The organism is Allobosea sp. OAE752 (assembly GCF_050433265.1).
GTDB lineage: Bacteria > Pseudomonadota > Alphaproteobacteria > Rhizobiales > Beijerinckiaceae > Allobosea > Allobosea spartocytisi.
In genome coordinates, this window is sequence record NZ_JBNPXO010000018.1 from 1 (window position 1) to 17755 (window position 17755).

The 17755-nt window shown below is 61.9% G+C and carries 25 protein-coding genes and 1 pseudogene; 15 read left to right on the forward strand and 11 right to left on the reverse strand.

What is annotated here, in order from left to right:
• Window positions 1-214: 214 nt before the first annotated feature.
• Window positions 215-481: a hypothetical protein gene (locus GGC47_RS26855; RefSeq protein WP_429069769.1), complete on the forward strand. Its 267-nt coding sequence runs from the start codon at window positions 215-217 to the stop codon at window positions 479-481.
• Between the two features lie 340 nt (window positions 482-821).
• On the opposite strand, the gene GGC47_RS26860 is transcribed toward GGC47_RS26855, so the two are convergent.
• Window positions 822-1199 (reverse strand): VOC family protein, encoded by a 378-nt coding sequence (locus GGC47_RS26860; protein ID WP_429069770.1) that lies wholly within the window; start codon window positions 1197-1199, stop codon window positions 822-824.
• The gene (locus tag GGC47_RS26865; RefSeq protein ID WP_429069772.1) at window positions 1196-2725 is read right to left on the reverse strand and encodes an FAD-dependent oxidoreductase; all 1530 of its coding nucleotides are present in this window, start codon (window positions 2723-2725) and stop codon (window positions 1196-1198) included. Before GGC47_RS26865 ends, GGC47_RS26860 begins: the two co-directional genes overlap by 4 nt.
• A 259-nt stretch (window positions 2726-2984) precedes the next feature.
• Here GGC47_RS26865 and GGC47_RS26870 point away from each other — a divergent pair, with 259 nt between their 5' ends.
• Both GGC47_RS26870 and GGC47_RS26875 read left to right on the forward strand, forming a co-directional pair.
• A complete protein-coding gene (locus tag GGC47_RS26870) occupies window positions 2985-3488 on the forward strand; it encodes a ferritin-like domain-containing protein (RefSeq protein ID WP_429069773.1) in 504 nt (167 codons plus the stop codon).
• Window positions 3489-3533: 45 nt separating this feature from the next.
• Window positions 3534-3728 carry a hypothetical protein gene (locus GGC47_RS26875; protein WP_429069775.1) on the forward strand — a complete coding sequence of 65 codons (195 nt, stop codon included), beginning with the start codon at window positions 3534-3536 and terminating at the stop codon, window positions 3726-3728.
• Between the two features lie 257 nt (window positions 3729-3985).
• On the opposite strand, the gene GGC47_RS26880 is transcribed toward GGC47_RS26875, so the two are convergent.
• The 3 genes from GGC47_RS26880 to GGC47_RS26890 all read right to left on the reverse strand — a co-directional run bounded on the left by GGC47_RS26880 (window position 3986) and on the right by GGC47_RS26890 (window position 7677).
• Window positions 3986-4879, reverse strand: coding sequence for a DUF6328 family protein (locus GGC47_RS26880; protein WP_429069777.1), 894 nt, complete (start codon window positions 4877-4879; stop codon window positions 3986-3988).
• Between the two features lie 5 nt (window positions 4880-4884).
• Complete coding sequence (locus tag GGC47_RS26885) at window positions 4885-5439, reverse strand: phosphatase PAP2 family protein (RefSeq protein WP_429069779.1); 555 nt, start codon at window positions 5437-5439, stop codon at window positions 4885-4887.
• A 633-nt stretch (window positions 5440-6072) separates the two neighbouring features.
• Window positions 6073-7677: an OpgD/OpgG family glucan biosynthesis protein gene (locus tag GGC47_RS26890; RefSeq protein ID WP_429069780.1), complete on the reverse strand. Its 1605-nt coding sequence runs from the start codon at window positions 7675-7677 to the stop codon at window positions 6073-6075.
• Window positions 7678-8147: 470 nt separating this feature from the next.
• Between GGC47_RS26890 and GGC47_RS26895 the strand changes: the two genes are divergently transcribed.
• From GGC47_RS26895 to GGC47_RS26910, 4 genes are all read left to right on the forward strand, one after another.
• Window positions 8148-9587 carry a DUF7125 family protein gene (locus tag GGC47_RS26895; RefSeq protein WP_429069782.1) on the forward strand — a complete coding sequence of 480 codons (1440 nt, stop codon included), beginning with the start codon at window positions 8148-8150 and terminating at the stop codon, window positions 9585-9587.
• Between the two features lie 7 nt (window positions 9588-9594).
• Window positions 9595-10623 (forward strand): sensor histidine kinase, encoded by a 1029-nt coding sequence (locus tag GGC47_RS26900; protein WP_429069820.1) that lies wholly within the window; start codon window positions 9595-9597, stop codon window positions 10621-10623.
• 80 nt (window positions 10624-10703) lie between these two features.
• Window positions 10704-11030: a response regulator gene (locus tag GGC47_RS26905; RefSeq protein ID WP_429069784.1), complete on the forward strand. Its 327-nt coding sequence runs from the start codon at window positions 10704-10706 to the stop codon at window positions 11028-11030.
• A 136-nt stretch (window positions 11031-11166) separates the two neighbouring features.
• Window positions 11167-11493, forward strand: coding sequence for a helix-turn-helix domain-containing protein (locus GGC47_RS26910; RefSeq protein WP_429069786.1), 327 nt, complete (start codon window positions 11167-11169; stop codon window positions 11491-11493).
• Here the strand turns inward: GGC47_RS26910 and GGC47_RS26915 are convergent.
• A pseudogene (locus GGC47_RS26915) lies at window positions 11466-12038 on the reverse strand (UdgX family uracil-DNA binding protein); the annotation flags it as partial. The gene GGC47_RS26910 and the pseudogene GGC47_RS26915 overlap by 28 nt on opposite strands.
• 163 nt (window positions 12039-12201) lie before the next feature.
• Between GGC47_RS26915 and GGC47_RS26920 the strand changes: the two are divergent.
• Window positions 12202-12339, forward strand: coding sequence for a hypothetical protein (locus GGC47_RS26920; RefSeq protein ID WP_429069788.1), 138 nt, complete (start codon window positions 12202-12204; stop codon window positions 12337-12339).
• A 12-nt stretch (window positions 12340-12351) separates the two neighbouring features.
• Here the strand turns inward: GGC47_RS26920 and GGC47_RS26925 are convergent, their stop codons facing one another.
• A complete protein-coding gene (locus GGC47_RS26925) occupies window positions 12352-12972 on the reverse strand; it encodes a hypothetical protein (RefSeq protein WP_429069790.1) in 621 nt (206 codons plus the stop codon).
• 13 nt (window positions 12973-12985) lie between these two features.
• Here GGC47_RS26925 and GGC47_RS26930 point away from each other — a divergent pair, with 13 nt between their 5' ends.
• From GGC47_RS26930 to GGC47_RS26960, 7 genes are all read left to right on the forward strand, one after another.
• Window positions 12986-13138, forward strand: coding sequence for a hypothetical protein (locus GGC47_RS26930; RefSeq protein WP_429069792.1), 153 nt, complete (start codon window positions 12986-12988; stop codon window positions 13136-13138).
• A gap of 330 nt (window positions 13139-13468) precedes the next feature.
• The gene (locus GGC47_RS26935) at window positions 13469-13657 is read left to right on the forward strand and encodes a hypothetical protein (protein WP_133561466.1); all 189 of its coding nucleotides are present in this window, start codon (window positions 13469-13471) and stop codon (window positions 13655-13657) included.
• 241 nt (window positions 13658-13898) lie between these two features.
• Entirely contained in the window at window positions 13899-14198 is a 300-nt protein-coding gene (locus tag GGC47_RS26940) for a hypothetical protein (protein WP_038358064.1), read from the forward strand.
• 12 nt (window positions 14199-14210) lie between these two features.
• Window positions 14211-14747, forward strand: a complete 537-nt coding sequence (locus GGC47_RS26945) for a hypothetical protein (RefSeq protein ID WP_429069793.1) — start codon at window positions 14211-14213, stop codon at window positions 14745-14747.
• 89 nt (window positions 14748-14836) lie between these two features.
• Complete coding sequence (locus GGC47_RS26950; RefSeq protein ID WP_113255015.1) at window positions 14837-15340, forward strand: YciE/YciF ferroxidase family protein; 504 nt, start codon at window positions 14837-14839, stop codon at window positions 15338-15340.
• A 63-nt stretch (window positions 15341-15403) separates the two neighbouring features.
• Window positions 15404-15655 (forward strand): hypothetical protein, encoded by a 252-nt coding sequence (locus GGC47_RS26955; RefSeq protein ID WP_429069794.1) that lies wholly within the window; start codon window positions 15404-15406, stop codon window positions 15653-15655.
• Window positions 15636-15881: a hypothetical protein gene (locus tag GGC47_RS26960; RefSeq protein WP_370955412.1), complete on the forward strand. Its 246-nt coding sequence runs from the start codon at window positions 15636-15638 to the stop codon at window positions 15879-15881. The genes GGC47_RS26955 and GGC47_RS26960 overlap by 20 nt, the downstream gene beginning before the upstream one ends.
• A gap of 10 nt (window positions 15882-15891) precedes the next feature.
• On the opposite strand, the gene GGC47_RS26965 is transcribed toward GGC47_RS26960, so the two are convergent.
• Genes GGC47_RS26965 through GGC47_RS26980 form a run of 4 tightly spaced genes read right to left on the reverse strand, consistent with a single transcriptional unit; the run spans window position 15892 to window position 17651 of the window.
• Entirely contained in the window at window positions 15892-16749 is an 858-nt protein-coding gene (locus tag GGC47_RS26965) for a glucose 1-dehydrogenase (protein WP_112764229.1), read from the reverse strand.
• Window positions 16750-16771: 22 nt separating this feature from the next.
• Complete coding sequence (locus GGC47_RS26970) at window positions 16772-16960, reverse strand: DUF3008 family protein (protein ID WP_112764281.1); 189 nt, start codon at window positions 16958-16960, stop codon at window positions 16772-16774.
• A gap of 11 nt (window positions 16961-16971) precedes the next feature.
• The gene (locus GGC47_RS26975) at window positions 16972-17349 is read right to left on the reverse strand and encodes a VOC family protein (RefSeq protein ID WP_429069796.1); all 378 of its coding nucleotides are present in this window, start codon (window positions 17347-17349) and stop codon (window positions 16972-16974) included.
• A complete protein-coding gene (locus tag GGC47_RS26980; RefSeq protein WP_429069797.1) occupies window positions 17346-17651 on the reverse strand; it encodes a GNAT family N-acetyltransferase in 306 nt (101 codons plus the stop codon). Before GGC47_RS26980 ends, GGC47_RS26975 begins: the two co-directional genes overlap by 4 nt.
• Window positions 17652-17755: the final 104 nt, after the last annotated feature.

Here is a 17755-nt window from a genome sequence, read left to right on the forward strand (position 1 = left end):
ACCTCGCCGTCAGGTTCTGACGGCGAGACGCCGGTACGACGCGAGCCTGCCAGCGGCTCTTTCGGGAAGGCCGGCAAAGGTCAGCTTGCCACCCCCGCGGACATCGGGCGCCCACTTCGGCTGCCTTTCGGCGTTGCGCCAAAGGCGGGCGCGGAACTCTCCCGCGTCAGCGACCGTTGGAATCTGCGACCTTGCCCTTGAACAGGAGGATACTATGGCAGTTGAGGACGATGTTGAACGCGTTACGAAGCGGGCTGAAATGGTTTCCGAAGGACCGGATGAAGCTCGGGAAGCCGGGCGTGAAATCGTTTCGAACCTCAAGTCCGTGGGGATCGACACCGATCGTATGAGCGAGGCAGCAGGTGAGCGGGTTAGCGAGTTACAGAGACTGGTCATCGAAGAGGTAAGGGCACAGCCGATGCGTGCCTTGGCCTGGGCTGCTGCCATAGGGCTGGTTGTCGGCTTCTGGGCGGCAAAATAGGCCGTGGGACGGCCGCTGGCTCACCTCGCCGCGAGCGCCAGCCGGGGCTTGGGGCGCCACCTTGCAGTTCTATGGTCTCTGGACCATCATCAGGCCATTGCACTGCGCAGGATGCAGGGTCGCGGTCTCAATGCGCCGCGACGCAGGATTCAACCGGCATAGCTCGCGGCTCAGAAAACATACCCGTTCCGGACGCCAGGCCTCGTTCGGGAGTAAATGCGCCGAAGGCGGCCGATCCGCCGCACCAGAGAAAATGATCGACCAGCGCTGCGGTGCCATGTCCATGCCGAGAGATGGCAAATCCTCGGAGAACTCAGTCGGCGGAAGCGGACACGGCTTCTCATTTCCCGTGATGCGTGACGGCTTCGATCTTGTTCCCGTCCGGGTCGAGGACGAAGGCGCCGTAATAGTTGGGGTCGTATTCCGGCCGAAGACCGGGTGCGCCAGCGTCCGACCCGCCGTGCAACAAGGCGACGCGATGAAACTCGTCGACCTTGCTTCGGCCGCCGGCTTCAAAGGCGATATGGACGCCGTTCCCTGCGGAAGCGGGCTTGCCGTTGACGGGTGTCTCCAAGCTGAAGACGACGGTGGATACGCCATAATCCGCGGAATCCTGCGACGCCTTGAGTAGGCCCAGTCCCAGTACCCCGAGCACGGCGTCATAAAACTTCCTGCTCCGGGCGACGTCGTTGGTACCCAGCGAGACATGATGGATCATGACGACGCCTCGACGTCCGCGAGAGGTCCGATCGCCGGAGCGTTCAGGACGCTGCCGTCCGGCGCGAAATGCGATCCGTGACAGGGGCAGTCCCAGCATTCCTCAAACGAGTTCCAGTGGAGGTGGCAGCCGAGATGTGTGCACGCCGCCGACTTCTCGATGACATCGCCGTTCTCGGTCCGGTAGGCCGCGATCTTGCTGATTCCGCGCCTGACGATCGCGCCTTGCCCCGGCTTGAGCTCGTCGATGGAGGACAACTCTCCCGGGGCGAGATATTCGGTGAAGTTCTTCACCGCCGTGATGTTCTCGCTCACATAGGTCGAAGCTGCCTTGATGGGCTTACGGTCGGGATCGTAAACTGCGGCGAACTCGTTCTCCCGACCCAGAATCAGGTCCGGGATCAGCAGGCTGGCAACGACGCCGTGGGTGATGCCTTGCCCGGAGTCGCCCGTCGAGACGAAGACGCGAATGCTACCAGCCTCCCGCCCGATGAAGCCGCAATAGTCGAGCGTGTCCATGACCTGGCCAGACCAGCGATAGCGCTCGGGACCGAGATCCGGGATGAGGGTCTTAGCCCAGGAGGTGAGAGCGGCGAAACGTGCGTCGGCGTCGTCGGCCTCGCCCGTTTTATGGTCTTCGCCGCCGACGATCACGATGTCCTTGCCATCCTCGCCGGACGTGAGGCGGACATAGTGATAGGGATCCTGGGTGTCCCAGTAGAGGGCGTCGTCGAGCTTCCCGGACTCGATCTCGAATCCCATGGCATAGGTCCGATAGGGTGCCTGCTTCGTGTGCAAGGCAACGAGGTCGTGGATCGGGGAATTCGTCGCGATCACGGCATGGCCAGCCGTGACGGTGTGGCCCGACTCAAGCTTCAGCTCGACGTGGTCGTCCTTGTCCTTCACTTCGACGACGGTTGTGTGGGGATGGAGGCGCGCGCCCTTCGTGCTCAGCGCCTTGGCCACGCCCCGTAGATATTTCAATGGATGGAAGGTCGCTTGATCCGGGTATCGCAGGAAAGGGCGGCTCTCCAGCGTTCGCAGTGGCAAGCCCTTGCCGCGCTCGACGGTAACGCCGATCTCCCCCGCGGCTGAAACTTCGTCGTCGAGGACGCTCTCCTCGCTTTCGGGATCGAGAAACAGGATTCCATCAAGACGCCTGAACTCACAGTCGATTCCGAGCTCTTCCTGGATGGCCTCGATGCGATCGACGGCCGCGCTCTGGCTGGCTTGGAAGCCCTGGGCCAGCTCCTGGCCGCGCATCGAAAGCAGGTCGCTGAGAGAGTCGTCGCAGATGGGAGCGAGGTGGGCGGTGGTGCGCGCCGTCATGCCGCCGGCGATCTCGCCTCGATCAAGGACCACGACGGACAGGCCGCGTACCGCGAATTCATAGGCAACGGACAGGCCCGCTATGCCGGAGCCGACAATGGCAACATCAGCGGCGTGGTCCGACCTCAGAGGCTCGGCCTGGGGCGCTACCTCGACATCCATCCAGACCGAACGGCTTCGTTCGCGCTTCGCATTCATGACAGACCTCCGCAGTGGTCTGCGTGCAACGTCTTCGGATCGAATATGTTCGAACCGTTCTGAATTGTACGCCTGCGCAAGTGCTTAGGGGCCTTAAGCCCGCTTGGAATGCCGGCCCCGCTTCTCGTACTGGCATTCCTGATGTGCGCTAGCGCACAGAACGGTTCCTGGGCCGAACCTCCCAGGCATTACCTTGTTTTGTCGGGGGCGCCCCGTCAGCCAAGCGTCGGCGGAAGGTGCGGCAGTGCGAGGGTGAGCAATGACGAAAGATGATCGCCTTCTAGTTTGGTTGCGAGACGCGCATGCGATGGAAAAGCAAGCCGAGGCGATGCTATCCGCGCAATCAAGTCGCATAGAAAGCTACCCGGAGCTGAAGCGGAAGATTGAGGAGCATCTGGCCGAAACCCGACGTCAGGCGGGCATGCTCCAGTCGTGCATCGAGCGCCGTGGCGGCGATACCTCTACGCTCAAGGACCTGATGGGCAAGTTTGCCGCAATGGGTCAGGGGCTCGGCGGCGCTTTCATGGGCGACGAGGTGATCAAGGGCTCAATGGCAAGCTACACATTTGAACATATGGAGATAGCTGCTTACGAAGTGCTGATCGCGACAGCGGTAGCATGCGGCGATCAGGAGACGGTCGCAGTGTGTCAGCGCATCCTCAATGAGGAGGTAGCAATGGCTGCATGGCTTGGTGAGAACCTATCTTCGGTGACGTCCCAATTCTTGAGTCTGGAAGAAAAGGGCGCGTCTGCGAAGCGCTGACGTGGTCCAAATCCTTCCCCTCCGTCCATCCAGAGGAGGTTTTAAATGGGAGAGCACGATCGACGCGAAAAGCGCGCGGTGGCGTCCGCGGCTCTCGCCGGGCGCCAGAAAGGTGTCTCTTTAGGCGGGCAGGCGCGAGAACTCGCGGAGAAACATACCTCCGCAGAACTTCGCGAAATGTCGACCTCGGAGGCAGCGGCTGAAGAAAAAGACAAGAAGCACAGCGGCAGGCCGAAATGAGGAATGCCTTGCACTCACAGGACCCGATCCTTCGATCGATCGTTCCGGGATCCGTTCACGGCGGTTGCGGGGGGCTGAAGAGAACCCGGAATTGGAAGATGCGTCAGGAAGGATTCGAGTGCGAGGTGTGCGGCAAGCGTGCACAGCGTCAGAACCTGCATGCGGGAACTTTTCCAGTTAAGCGTCGCGAAGCCGAACGATCACTCGCCATCGATCCGCCCTTCAGCAATTCGTCTGCCACGGCCTCGGGACGCGACTCAGGCCACTGCGCGACGCCACCAAGGCCAGATGTGCCAGAGACCGAGTAGGATTAGGGCCACCGACACTGCGCTCCAGAGAGCCAACCGGGCGTCGTCGACGATCTTGGAAACGACAAGATAGGTGTCGGTGGCGAGGCCCAGCGCAAGAAAGACGGTTGCGATCAGAAGCAGGCGGCTTGCCAGGCGATGGAATTCCGGCTCGTTGCGACCGGCATATACGAGGCGATGATATGTTGCGGGTGCAATGAGGAGCGCTGTGGAAACTGCAATCAAGGCCAAGGCAGCACCGTGCGTCATCTTCAGATTTGACGACATTTGCTGGAAGCCATTCGTAAGTACGATAGCGAGCTGGAATCCCAGGAGCGCCTGGGCTCCAGGGAGGACGACACGAGCTTCTGTTAAAACGTAGTCGATCTTGGCATCGAGAGGGGTTTTCTTGTCGGAGGTCGACATTTCTTCATCCTCATGCGGATGGTGGAAGAGAAGGGGCACGAACCAAATTGCCAGCGGCACCACGGTGCCCAGGAAAGCGCCGCCGACCCCGACGGCAAGGCCGCCGATCCGCTTTCCCGCGATTCCCAAATCGAGTCCAATCGCGATGGCGAAGACCGGCAGCGTAGATAGGGAAACACGGGTGAGAAATCGGATGAAGTGGTGACTGGCTTCGCCATCTTCGGCAATTCGATGATGGGCGCTTGGAGTAATGAGCAACCCCACCACGACTATGATCAAGCCGAGAACGGCGACCTCGGTCGTCTTCTCAGCGCTCGAAATGGTCGGGAAACCGTCCTGGAATGGCGCCTGGAACTGGAAGCCCAAGAGGATCTGCGCGCCCAGCATCAGCATGCGGGACTCGTCGAGCGCGGTCTTCGTGCGATCTGCGAGCGCCATGCGGCCTATGCCTCCGGCGCTCGATCGATGGCGTGCAGCAGGTTCTCGATCGCGACCCCGAGGGTCTCTCCAACCACGACGTCACTGAGCCAATGAGCCAGCAAGACGACCCGGGTCATCGCAAGGGACGCCGTCAGGCCCCAGATCAGAACCCGGTGACGCGGGGCCAGCCGGCAGAGGGCGGAAGCGAGGGCTCCCATGTGGACCGCATGTCCCGACGGAAATGCATCGAACGCCTTTCCAGAGCGCGGGATGCCATGGCGATTCCCGTGGATTTCGCAGCGATCCGGTCGCTCCTGATCGACGACCTGCTTCATAAGATGAGGCAGGATCGCCGTCGTCACCATCGTCAATAAAATATGGTTGGCTCGGCTGGCCCGGAGTTTTCCACCGCCGCGCGAGAGCAGCCAATAGAGCGATACGGCCGGAAGGAGCAGGCGCTCATCCGCTCCGAGGGTCAGCCATTGCAACGGTCTTTCGAACCGTCGGGATCTGTTGCGCGCGATGAGCCTGGCTACCCGGCGATCGAGATCGAGAGCGGAAAGTCGCAAATGCTTCATGTCATCTACCTCGATGGAGCGTGAACGAAGCTGAGGGGAGTTTGTTCGACCTGTCGCGAAGAAGAGGGCGCAGGCGGGCAAGAGGAACGACGCCTGCCGCTCAAACCGGTACCGCGGTTCCGTTGCACGTGATGCCCCGGCGATAGGAGGATCTGTCTAAGCTCGGATCGCGCGGCCAGCGCCACTGTGCCAGAATCTCGCTTCTGGAGGCCGCGACTTGCTGGTTGAAGCGAGAAAGGTACAGTTATGTCAGTGCTTCGTGCGTTGCGTCAGATGAGCTGCACAAGGCGTCGGCTATCTCAGCCACTCCGCGACTACGGTCGAGCTTTATCACCAGGAGAGATTCACCTTCCGCAGTTACCTCGGAGGCCGCCGTCGCGCTGACGCTGCGCAATCCGTGAACGGCGAGATGGAGCATCGGGTCGTCAGTCGATTTCGTCGTCCAGCCGGGCGCGCGCCGTTTCAGCCTCGGCCCAAGCGACGCTCGAATGCGAGCGCTTCAAAGCTGTTCAGCCCTCCGACTCGGCCGGCACCAGGCGAGCTGTCGATGGCCTGTCGACCCCAGGTTCGGACGCCATGCCGCCGTCCGCCCCATAGGAGGTGCACTTCGGGCGCCGGCTCTTCCAGGATATTTCAATCGTTTCGGACTGCTTTTGGGATCGAATCCGGCGCGGCGACCGTCCAGGAATTCGTCCAGATTTCGGTCAGGACGCGACCGCGCGACTTCAAGAACACGCGCAGCTCTGTGCTCTCACCCGCTGGCAAGTTCACGTCGACAATGACACGAAAGCCCTTCGTGATCGGATTGGGATCGAGGATCGTGCCCAGGATGGCGCCGGCCGTCGTCGAGGCGACAACCTCGACCCTCTTGGCGTCTGACAGATAAAAGGCAAGGTCTCCATCGGCAAAATCGATAATGAAGCGCTTCTTTCCGACGCCATCGGCTGAGCTTTCTAAGCTGTTGGCTCCGTTGAAGCTGTTCTTGACTTGGCCGTAGGGATGGAGCGCCCCAGTCGTCGATAGGGCCGACAGACGATAGCTGAATACGGTCGCCTTGCCGGCAGGCAACGGCGTGCTCGGTGTCCAGCAGGCGACGATGTTGTCGAAGCCTTCGTTGTCCGTCGGTATTTCGATCAGCTCGAGCCGCCCGTCTCCCCATTCCCCTTCCGGCTCGATCCAGTAACCCGGTCTTGCATGGTACTGGGCCTCCAGATCCTGATAATGCTCGAAGTTGCGGTCGCGCTGCATCAGGCCAAAGCCCCGCAGGTTCCGGCCCGCAAAGCTCGAAATCCGCAAGGCTTTTGGATTCTGGATCGGACGCCAGGCCCATTCGCCGGATTCGGTCCTGAATATGAGGCCATCCGAATCGTGGATTTCCGGCCGAAAATCCGTCCGCCGGCTCAGGTCGCCTTCGCCCGCGAGGAACATCGATGTCAGAGGCGCCACCCCCAGGCGAGCAATCTCCCTGCGCGGCATGATCGTCGCTGTCACCTGCACGCTCGTCTGCTTGCCTGGAGTGACGACATAGCGGAACGCTCCCGCCACCGACCGCGAGTCCAGCAGGCCGTAGATCGTGAGTTCCGTACTGTCACGCGACGGCTCCTCCAGCCACAGCGCCCGAAAGAACGGGAACTCCTCCGGTCGCTCGCCGCCAACGTCGATGGCCAGCGAGCGAGCCGACAAGCCGTAACGATGCCCCCGACCGAGAAAGCGAAAATAGCTCGCGCCGATGAAGGAGATGAGTTCGTCCTGAACGTTCGGATCATTCAGCGTGGTGGTCACGGCAAAGCCGGCAAATCCCAGCGAGGGCGACAGCTGCTTGGGAACCGGGACCTTGCCGTATTCGAACAGGCCTGTCGTAAAGGGGATCGGGATCGCAGTGCCGTTCTTGATGATGTGGACCTGCACCGGCTTGGTGTGAAGAAAGCCGAGATGGAAGAGGAGGAGTCGGTAATCGGAAGCGCCATCGCGCCAGAATGCCCTGTCCCGCCGAAAGCGAATTTCGCGGTAGCTGTCATAGGAGAGTTTCGTCAGTTCCTGCGGGATTGTTGCCGCTTCGGCATCGAAAGGCCGCTCGGCAAGGGCCTTTGCCCGACCGATGACGTCTTCGTAGCCGAAGCGATTTTGGCTGGTCTGGTCGGCAAGGGCGGTGGAGCCTTTAGATAGGCTGACGACGGATGACGAGACAAGCAGCGCCAAAACGGTGCGGCGGGAACAGAACAGCCCAGTCGAACGCATGCGCCCCCCTTTGTGATCCCCAGGGATACTCAAGCCTGATCGCATCTGGCTCGGTGATGGCCAGCGGTGCCGAATTCAACATCGCCGTCATCGACATGTTCCGGAGAAGAAGGTGGCGAGCCAGGTTTCCGCGCTTCTCGTCGATACAAACGTGCGGTGGATCGAGGAGGCCCGCGGCCCAAGCGAGGTTGAAGAGCTCGCTCACTGATGGGCGCCCGTGGAAATGCCATGGCGGCGACGGAATCTCTATTTCGCAAAGCCCACGATCCTGCGGCCAGCCAGCTTCAAGCCCGTCAACAGCCGGTTCGGCCCATGGCCGCTGATCCTCCCTTGGCGATCAGCCGCCCTGCCGCTGGCTCCGGATCTCCGTTCTCCATTGCGCGCTGGCACGCGAGTCAATGGCACGCGGAACGGTTATTGGGGTTGTGCGTTCTCAGCCGCAGTTGATGCTCTGATATGTGGGGGCGCATGTGGCTGGGGGCAGGAAACAGGCGGTAGTGAGTACGGGCATTGCCGGACTCGACGACATTCTGAGGGGCGGTTTACCAGCCTCCAACCTCTATATTCTTCAGGGCGAACCGGGCTCCGGCAAGACCACTGCTGCACTCCAGTTCCTGAGGGCGGGTGCGGCCGCTGGGGAACGCTGCATCTATGTCAGCTTGTCACAGACGAGGGCGGAGCTCGAAGCGATCGCCGCGTCTCACGGCTGGACATTGGACGGCATCCGCGTGGAGGAGCTGTCGGCGTCGGATGCGGTCAACGGCGCCGCCGACCAGACAATCTTTCAGACGGCCGAACTGCGGCTCGACGAAACCAGAAAAGCGATCGAAGAAGCGATCGAGCAGCATAAGCCCAGCCGCCTGGTCTACGATTCTCTCCTCGAAATCAGACTGATCACCGGCGACACGCCGCGCTTTCGCCGTGAGCTCATTGCCTTCAAGGCGTTTCTCGCGAAGCGAGATGTCGTGGCATTGCTCCTCGACACGAAAGTACGACATGCCCAGAACACCGGCGAGGAGGTCGAAGGGATCGCCCATGGCGTGATCTGCCTTGATAAGTCGCTGCAGGAATATGGCTCCGTCCGCCGTCGCGTCGAGGTCAGCAAAATGCGCGGCGTACCCATAGCCGACGGCTATCACGATATGGCGATCCGTGAAGGCGAAGGTGTGATCGTGTTTCCACGGCTCGTGCCGGGTGCCGCAGCAGAGACCGTCAAGCCGCAATTGATCAAATCCGGCGTTGACGAGCTCGACAAAATGTTCGGCGGCGGACAGGAGGCTGGAACCACCACGCTCGTGATCGGCCAGGCAGGCACCGGCAAGTCCACCATGGCATCCCTTTACGCGACTGCGGCGCTGAAGCGCGGCGAAAGCGTCGCCCTGTTCTTGTTCGAGGAGCGCATCGAGACTTTCTTCCGACGCTCCGAGGGGTTGGGCATGAATCTGAGGCAGTTCCATGACGACGGCCAACTCATCATCCGTGATTTCAATCCCAACGAAATTTCGCCAGGCGAGTTCGGCCAAATCGTGCAGCAGGCCGTTAGCAGCGACAAGGTGCGGGTCGTGGTGATCGACAGCTTCACCGGTTATCTCAACTCGCTGCCGAATCGCGAGAAAGCGGTGCGGGATATCCAATCGCTCCTCAAATACCTCGCCCGCGCCGGCGTTCTGACGATGCTGATCGTCGCACAGCACGGGCTGCTCGGCGAGGATGTCGGCATCGACGTCGATGTGAGTTTCCTAGGGGACACAGTACTCCTGCTGCGCATCATCGAGCATGGCGAGCGTCTCAGGCGCAGCATCACGGTGGTGAAGAAGCGGCACGGCCCGCATGATCTCGACGTACGCGAGCTCTTCATCCAGAGCTCCGGCGTCACGGTCGTCGCTTACAATCCACTCCCAGAATCGTGAGCGGATGGTGTCCAGTGTCGATCGCTCATTGGACTGGGTATTGATCCTTGCCCCCTACCGCAGGGACGCGGAATATTTGGGCGCACTCCTCGATGAACACGAAGTGGCCGTAAGCCAGGCTACCGGCCCAGACGAACTCGCCTCCCGGCTGACCGAGGCGCCGGGCATGCTGGTCGTGACCCATGAGGCGCTTAATCCGTCGGTGTTGAGCATCATCGCGGAACATCTTGTCGATCAACCGGATTGGTCTGAGATGCCAATCATCGTCCTCCTCGATGGGGCGGCGCCCCATGCGAAAATTCGTGCGGAACTCAGCAAGACGTGGCCGCGCTCACGCCAGATATTCTTTCAGCGGCCGGTGGCGTCATTGGAGTTGCTCAGCGGTCTTCAGTCCGCACTGCTCGCGAGGCTGCGGCAACGGGACGTGAGGGACCACATCGAGCGCGAAGTTGAACTGCGACGGGAGCTCAATCACCGCGTCAAGAACATCCTTGCGAGCGTAACTGCGATATTTGGAATGACCCGACGAAGCGCGACGTCGATCGATGGGCTCGCCGACGATTTCTCGGGCCGGCTCATGGCCCTATCGGTCGTGCACTCGGCGATCTTCGAGGCAGGCGGAGAAACAATCGATATGGCCGACATCATCGGACGGACCTGTTCGCCATATCGCGGAAACGGGGAAAATCTCATCATAGCCGAAGGACCGCCGATCCAACTGGGCCGGGACGCTGGTACGACGCTTGCCCTGTGCCTCCACGAGCTTGCCACGAACGCTCTGAAATATGGCGCGCTGTCACGTCCGGAGGGACGGGTGCATCTCACCTGGAGCCTCAAGTCGACAAGCGAACCCACCCTGACGATAAGCTGGATCGAAAGCGGCGGTCCTCCGGTCGCCGAGCCACACAAGGCCGGCTACGGGACGCGGTATATCCGGTCCGCCCTGCAGGGGCTGTTCGGTATCCCTCCCGAAATCGTCTTCCATCCGGAAGGCCTGCGCTGCATCGCGGCGGGGCCCTTTTCGCGCTTTCGGTGAAATCCGGCTTGAGGCTTGTGACCATGAGATCTCCGCTCGCGCCGCTCCGCATCTTCTACCTTGAGGATAACCCTCTCATCGTGTTCCACATCGAGGCGATGATCGAGGATCTTGGGCACATCTTCGCAGGCTCCGCCAGCAGCTTTGCCGAGCTGAAAATGAGGTTCGACACATTCCAGATCGACGGTGCGCTGGTGGACATCGACCTTGCCGATGGACGAACAGGACCACTCGCCGCAGCGTGGCTGCAAGAACGCGGCGTCGCAAGCATCTTCGTCACTGGCCAGACGGAGGTCGCCGGCGAGCATGCGGCGGTGGCGCTTGGAACAATTGCCAAGCCTGTGCCTGTGGAGGTTCTGGGTGAAAAGCTCGAATTGCTCAGGAAACATGTGAAGTCGTTTGGCTGACCGAGAGCATCCATTTTGCGCGCATCGGCGAAGGCGACGTCACGGCTACGTCGGTGCGTGGAACCGTTGCGCTTCCACCTAGAAGCCGCTCGATCGGAGGAAACAAAGCTTCGCAGCACGGATGTATTCGTGAGACTTGTGCACCGGTGGGCGAGAGATAACCCAGGCCGAGTGGTGGCCTCCGCCATGGCACGCCTACGCGCTCACTCGTTGCGGCGAGACCCTGGCCAGCGACATCATTCCGATCACTCATCACGATCTCGCCCATACGCTGGGCGTGCGCCGGTCCGGTGTGACGGTCGCGCTCCATGTCATCGAGGGTGAGCGCCTGATCCGCTTGTCGCGAGCGCGCATCCAGATCATCGACAGCAGGGGGCTTGCCGCCTTTTCACAGTCACGCTCTCCTGACCGGCACCATTCGGCAAATGGCGGATTTCAAGCGGATGCGAGTTTTCGGATCTGACGGAGATCAGCGACAAATGCGTCGTAAGCCTGTGTTCGATCCTTTTCCTGCGGCAGTCGCAACAGGGAGGAGGGGTGAACCGTGATGAAGCCCAGCCGCTCCCCGAAATGGGTCGCGCCGCGATTGCGCGAGATCGGCAAGGCCTTCCCGGCCAAGGCCAGGACGGCGGTCGCACCCAAGGCGACGACGAGATGCGGGTTCACGAAATCCAGCTCCCGCTCGAGCCACCAGCGATAGTGCCTGACCTCCCCGGTTGTCGGCCGCTGGTGTATCCGCCGCTTGCCGCGCTGCTCGAACTTGAAGTGCTTGACGGCATTGGTCAGGTAGCTGGAGCGCCGGTCGATACCGGCTTCGTTGAGGGCCCGGTCGAGCAGTTGGCCGGCAGGGCCGACGAAAGGGCGGCCCTGCCGGTCCTCCTGATCGCCGGGCTGCTCGCCGACGAAGGCGATGGCCGCGCCCTCGGGGCCTTCTCCGAGGACGACCCGGGTTGCGCCGGGAACGAGCGGGCCGGACGCCGTGATGGCAGCGTTGAGTTCTTCCAGACTCGTAACGTTCCGGATGGTTTCGGAGATTGCTTCATCGGTGCGGGGCATAGGCGATCTCCTGCGTCGTGAGGGAAACGCGCCGGGAGCGAAAAGGATCGTCGTTCTCGATCACTCGGGGCCGAGCCGCGATGGACGGGTCGCGATTCCACCAAAGGAGATCGTCATGGTGCTCATCGAACAAATTCGGGAGGGTCTTGAGATCGTGGGGCCGTCCGGAGCAACGCTGATGCTGCGATCGGTTCAGGGTGAGGTGAAAAAGCTTCGGCCCGCCGAGGCGGGCCGAACAAGAGAGCTTCCATGATCCAGGGACCGATCACGGCGTCGGCTCGATCCGAAGGTTCTCGTCCCGATGTTCCCCGCCCAATGTGGCGGCCCACGAGGCGGCTGCAGCTCCGACGAGCAATGCGGCGGCCGTCAGGAACGCCGTCAGAACCGCGATCTTGCGTGCGCGCTCGGCCGCTTGCTTGGCGGTTTCCTTGGCTTGCGACAGCCGGGCATAGGCGTCATCGATGCGCTTCTGCGCATCCTGTTCGCTGATGCCGGAACGCGCGGCCAGCCGCGAGGCGAGATAATCCCGATCGCCCTGTTCGATCTTGCCGTTCGCGAGGGCGCTGACGAAGATCCGGGAGGCCTCGTCGCGTTCCTGGGCGGTTGGCGGCTGCTGGCCGTTGGCGCGCATGACGTTGTCGAGCGCCATCGCGAGCGGGTCGGCATTCTGCGACACCAGCGACGCCACGCCCGAGCCGGCGTTCGCGACACCGTGGGCCGCCGTCTTCGCCGCGCCGAACAGCGATGACGTCGCGACGATGGTGATCAGGAGCGCTCCGGTCGCCCAGACGAGGAGGCCATGGATTGCATCGCGCACCCTGCGCTCCTCGCCATTGGCATCGAAGCTCGGCTGGCGCATGCGGCCTGCGAGATAGCCGCCGGCCATCGTGGCGGAGGCCATGACCCAGAGCGCCCAGAGGGCGCCGGCGATTGCCAGCGCCGTGGCGCTGGAGCTCCTTTCGAAATCGGCTGAGACCATCGACAGGCCGATCGCCGAGCCGAAGACCGTCATGATGGTTGAGATGGCGGTCGCGATCACCGCGCGCCGATGATCGGTCCCCATTGCACATAGGAGCGGTTCTCCTTGTTGACGGTCACGGGAGCGACGACGACGTCCGTTCCAGACATGGACATGGCGAACTCCTATCGAAGGCCGAGGAACGACAGGATGGCCATGATGACCACCACGAGACCGACGAGATAAATGATACTGTCCATGAGCCCCTCCTGCTGATGGGCGAAAGTGACAGGCAAACAGCCGTCGCAGCGGATTGGTTCCTGGCGGGCGCCCCCGGCCATCCCGCGTCGAGTCGTGAGCGGGCCGGAACTCCCGTGATGGAGGCCCGTTCTCCTTTGGGGGGCATTCCAGACAGGAGGCACCCATGCGAGACGGCCAAGGCAACAAGCTCAGCCCTGAAGAACAGCAGCGCGTGAAATCGATCCAGGGCGATCCGGGGACGGAGGCGACCACGAAGGTCTCGATCAATCCCGATCCCGAAAAGGATACTGGCGATGCCGACAAACCGCGTGTGAAGCCGGACGACAAGCCGGCGGCGGGCGCCGGCGAATAGCTGCTGGTCTTACCCAGCGTCTGCTTGCATGCTTGCGAAATCGATTTCGGGCACGCGACCAAAGGATTAACGCCCGAGGCCCAATGACTTCGGCTTAGCCACTTGGCACTGCCCGGGCATATCAAGAAACGCCCCGCGGTATGGTCACTGCGGATCCAAAATTCTGGCGGAACAGAAACGGCGCCTAGCTCGTTCGAAATGCATTCAGTGGACCATTCCACGAGTTTCGAGGAGTTTAGACATGAAGAAGCTTTTGCTCGCGTCCCTCATCGCGGCAACGACCTCCTTTGGTGCGCTGGCTCAGCCCGCGACCACGTCACCCGTACCATCGCCCAAGGGCGAAGCGGACAAGAATGCTCCGCTTCCAGGCGCGAATAGCTTCACCGAAGGACAGGCGAAGAGCCGTCTCGAGGCCAACGGCTATTCGCAGGTTGGTCCGCTGACGAAGGACGCCAATGGCGTCTGGAAGGGCAGCGCCACGCATGGCGGCGCCAAAGTGAACGTCACCGTCGACTATCGCGGCAACATCACCCGCCAGTAATTGGAGACTCCCATGACTCAGACACTGACGCGTTCCTATGAAAACTACGAAACCGCCCGGTCGGTGGTCGAAGCCCTCGAAGCCGAGGGCGTTAGCGCCGCTGACATCAGCGTGGTCGGTCGCCACGCCAAGGCCGATGACAGCAATGCCGGTGAAGGCGCCGGAATCGGCGCTGCGCTCGGCGGAGCAGCCGGTCTGCTCGCAGGTGTCGGACTGCTGGCCATTCCCGGGATCGGCCCGGTGGTGGCCGCAGGTTGGCTCGCGTCGACGGCAGCGGGCGCCGCGGCCGGCGGCGTCGCCGGCGGGATCGTCGGAGCGCTGACCAGCGCCGGCCACAGTGAAGAAGATGCCAACTACTACGCCGAAACGGTTCGCCGCGGCGGTACCGTTGTTTCCGTTCGCGTTGCCGATGAGCAGGTTCCGGCGGTCGAGGCCATCCTCGATGGGGCATCTCCCATCGACCGCGATGCCCGTCTCGCGGAATACCGTGCAGCAGGCTGGAACCGGTTCGACGAGACGGCGGAACCCTATCGCTCCACGGTGATCTGAACAAAGCCGTCCGGCTTTCGGAAGAGGGCGGACCAGCCCTCGGGAACGACCAAGCGCTGGGGGGATTTTCCTGCCAAATGGAGAGCGGCATGGGTTGGTTTTCTAAAGACATCGCCACGATGGACGACCTCTTCGTCCATACGCTTCAGGACATTTATTACGCCGAGAACCAGATCAAGAAGGCGCTTCCGGACATGGTCGAAAAGGCGACCAGCCCGGATCTCAAGCGCGGCTTCGAAACGCATCTGCGCGAGACCGAGGGCCAGATCACGCGCCTGAAGGAGGTCTTCCGCCTGCATGGCGTTGAGGAAAAGGGCGTCACCTGCCCTGCGATCGACGGCATCCTCGAAGAGGCCAATGACGTCGCCGGCGAAGTCGAAGACAAGCAGGTGCTCGACGCAGCGCTGATTGCCGCGGCCCAGGCGGTGGAGCACTACGAGATCACGCGTTACGGCACGTTGGTCGCCTGGGCGAAGCAGCTCGGTCGCAATGACTGCGCGTCGCTCCTGAAGCAGAATCTCGACGAGGAAGCCGCGACCGACGAAAAACTCACCAAGCTCGCGCTGGACGGCATCAATCGCAAGGCTGCTTGAGCGCGCGGCCCCGCCGGACATCCGGCGGGGTCTTTTTCTCTTCGGAGAGTACAGGAGGCCCCGATGCTTTCGTCAGAACCGGTTGCTTCCGGCCGGGATCTCGCGCTGCGGATGAATGCAGCTTACCCGCACCGCGATTGGGTGGCGCTTCTGGCGGAGAGAGCCGGGAAGAGCCGGGACTTCGTGGAATGGCATCTTCAGGAAGATATGGCGCCGCCGGAGGCTTTGTCGCGAGCCGCCTTCGAACTCCTCGACGAGATTGCTGCCAGCAACCAATCCGAATTGGACTCCAGCCATGACTTTCAAAAATCATGAGGAATATGAGGCTGCCGTACAGCGCGCCGCCGCGCTGAGCGATGCGCCCGCAGGGTCCCCGCAGGCAGCCGAGTTTCTACGGCTTACAGACAAGATCCGGCACTGGAATGAGGCGCACAGGGGCGAAAAGAGCCATGGTCCTGAACCGTCCGACAGCTTGCTCAAGCCGGACGATCTTCCTTTCTCGGGCCTGCCCGGCAATCTCGGGAAGCTCAACAAAGACTGACCCGCTGCCATCACAGGATCGGATGACCGCCAGTTACCGCGATGGTAGAGCCCGAGACGTAGCTCGAGAGCGGATCCGCCAGCATCACATAGGCCGTGGCGAGCTCGGCCGGTTGTCCCGGCCGCTTCATGGGAACCTGCTTGCCAAACTGCGTGACGCTCTCGCCCGTCATGGTCGAGGGGATCAGCGGCGTCCAGATCGGCCCAGGCGCCACGGCATTGGCCCGAATTCCCTTCTGCGCCAACAATTGAGCCAGTCCGCCGGTGAAGTTCTGGATGGCTCCCTTGGTCGTGGCGTAGGCCAGCAGGGTCGGGTTGGGCTTGTCGGCATTCACCGAAGCGGTATTGATGATGCAGGAACCAGGCTTCATGTGCGGGACGGCAGCCTTGGTCAGGTAGAACATCGCGTGGATGTTCACCGCGAAGGTCAGTTGCCATTCTTCGTCCGAAATGTCGCCGATATCCTTGAAACTCGCCTGATGGGCAGCGTTATTGACGAGGATGTCGACGCCGCCGAATTCGGCCACGGCCCGGTCGACGATCTGGCGGCAATGGTCAGCTTCCTGGATGTCTCCGGACACCAGCACGGCTTTTCGTCCGGCCTTCTCGACCCAACCGCGGGTTTCCGCGGCATCCTCGTCCTCGTTCAGATAGGAGATCAGGACGTCCGCGCCTTCCCGCGCGAAAGCGATGGCGACAGCCCGCCCGATGCCACTGTCGCCACCGGTGATGATGGCACGCTTGCCCTTGAGACGACCCGAGCCGACATAGCTGTCCTCGCCATGGTCCGGTCGGGGCTTCATGGCATCGGTGCGCCCCGGCATCGGTTGCTGCTGCTCAGGGAAGGGCGGTTCGAAGTGTGATGTCATCGTTATTTCCTCGAAACGCGAGTCAGTGCTTGCTCTTGTGCTCGGGTTTTCCCTTGCGCTTGGTCGAAGCCATCTTCTCGAGTTCGCTCTCGCTCATCGACTTTTCCATCGATTTTGATGCGCCCTTGAGCTTGCTTTCCTTGATGTCTCCCCGCTTGGCGGCGAGCGCGGCGCCCGCGGCCTTCTGTTGAGCGGCTGATTTTGCAGGCATGTCGTCCTCCTTTACTTGGATGAACGGGTGACGGCCTCGATCTTGTTGCCGTCGGGATCGAAGACGAAGGCGCCATAGTAGTGAGCGTCGTAATTCGGGCGTACACCCGGGGCGCCAGCGTCGGTGCCACCGTTGGCGAGCGCGGCATGGTGAAAGGCGTTCACGATCTCTCGGCTGCCGGCTGCAAAAGCGATGTGGATCCCGTTGCCGCTGGAAGCCCTCTTGCCGTCGACGGGTGTCTCGATGCTGAAGAGAATGCTGCTCACGCCGTAGTCGGCCGATCGATTGCTGCTGCTGAGAAGCCGGATCCCGAGTTCCGCAAGGACCGCGTCGTAGAACGTACGCGCCTTCCCAAGATCATTGGTGCCGACGGAAATATGGTCGATCATTGCAACCGCTCCGTCCGCTGGGCGAGAACGTCTTGGTATTCAGGATGCCGCCTGGCCCAGTCCGCAATGAATGAGCAGGCGGGGACGATACGCTCTCCGCGGCCGCGTGCGCGCTCGAACAGGGCTTCAGCAAGCTGCGAGCCGAGACCTCGACCGCGCAAACTCGACGGCACCTCGGTGTGCGAAACAATAAGGTAGTCATCAAGGCGCCGATACGTTGCGAAGGCCTCGCCGCCCGGAACCGCCATCACGAACCTGTTGTGTTCAGCGTCGTCTCGGATGCTTGGCGGTTTCGGCGACATGGGGCGCTCCTGAAAGAGGCGGTGTCTGGGTTGAACCCCGGCAGTCGATCGGAGTTCCCTCTCGCAACGATGCTTCTCGAAGCCCTGCGGACTGGGAGCGGTGA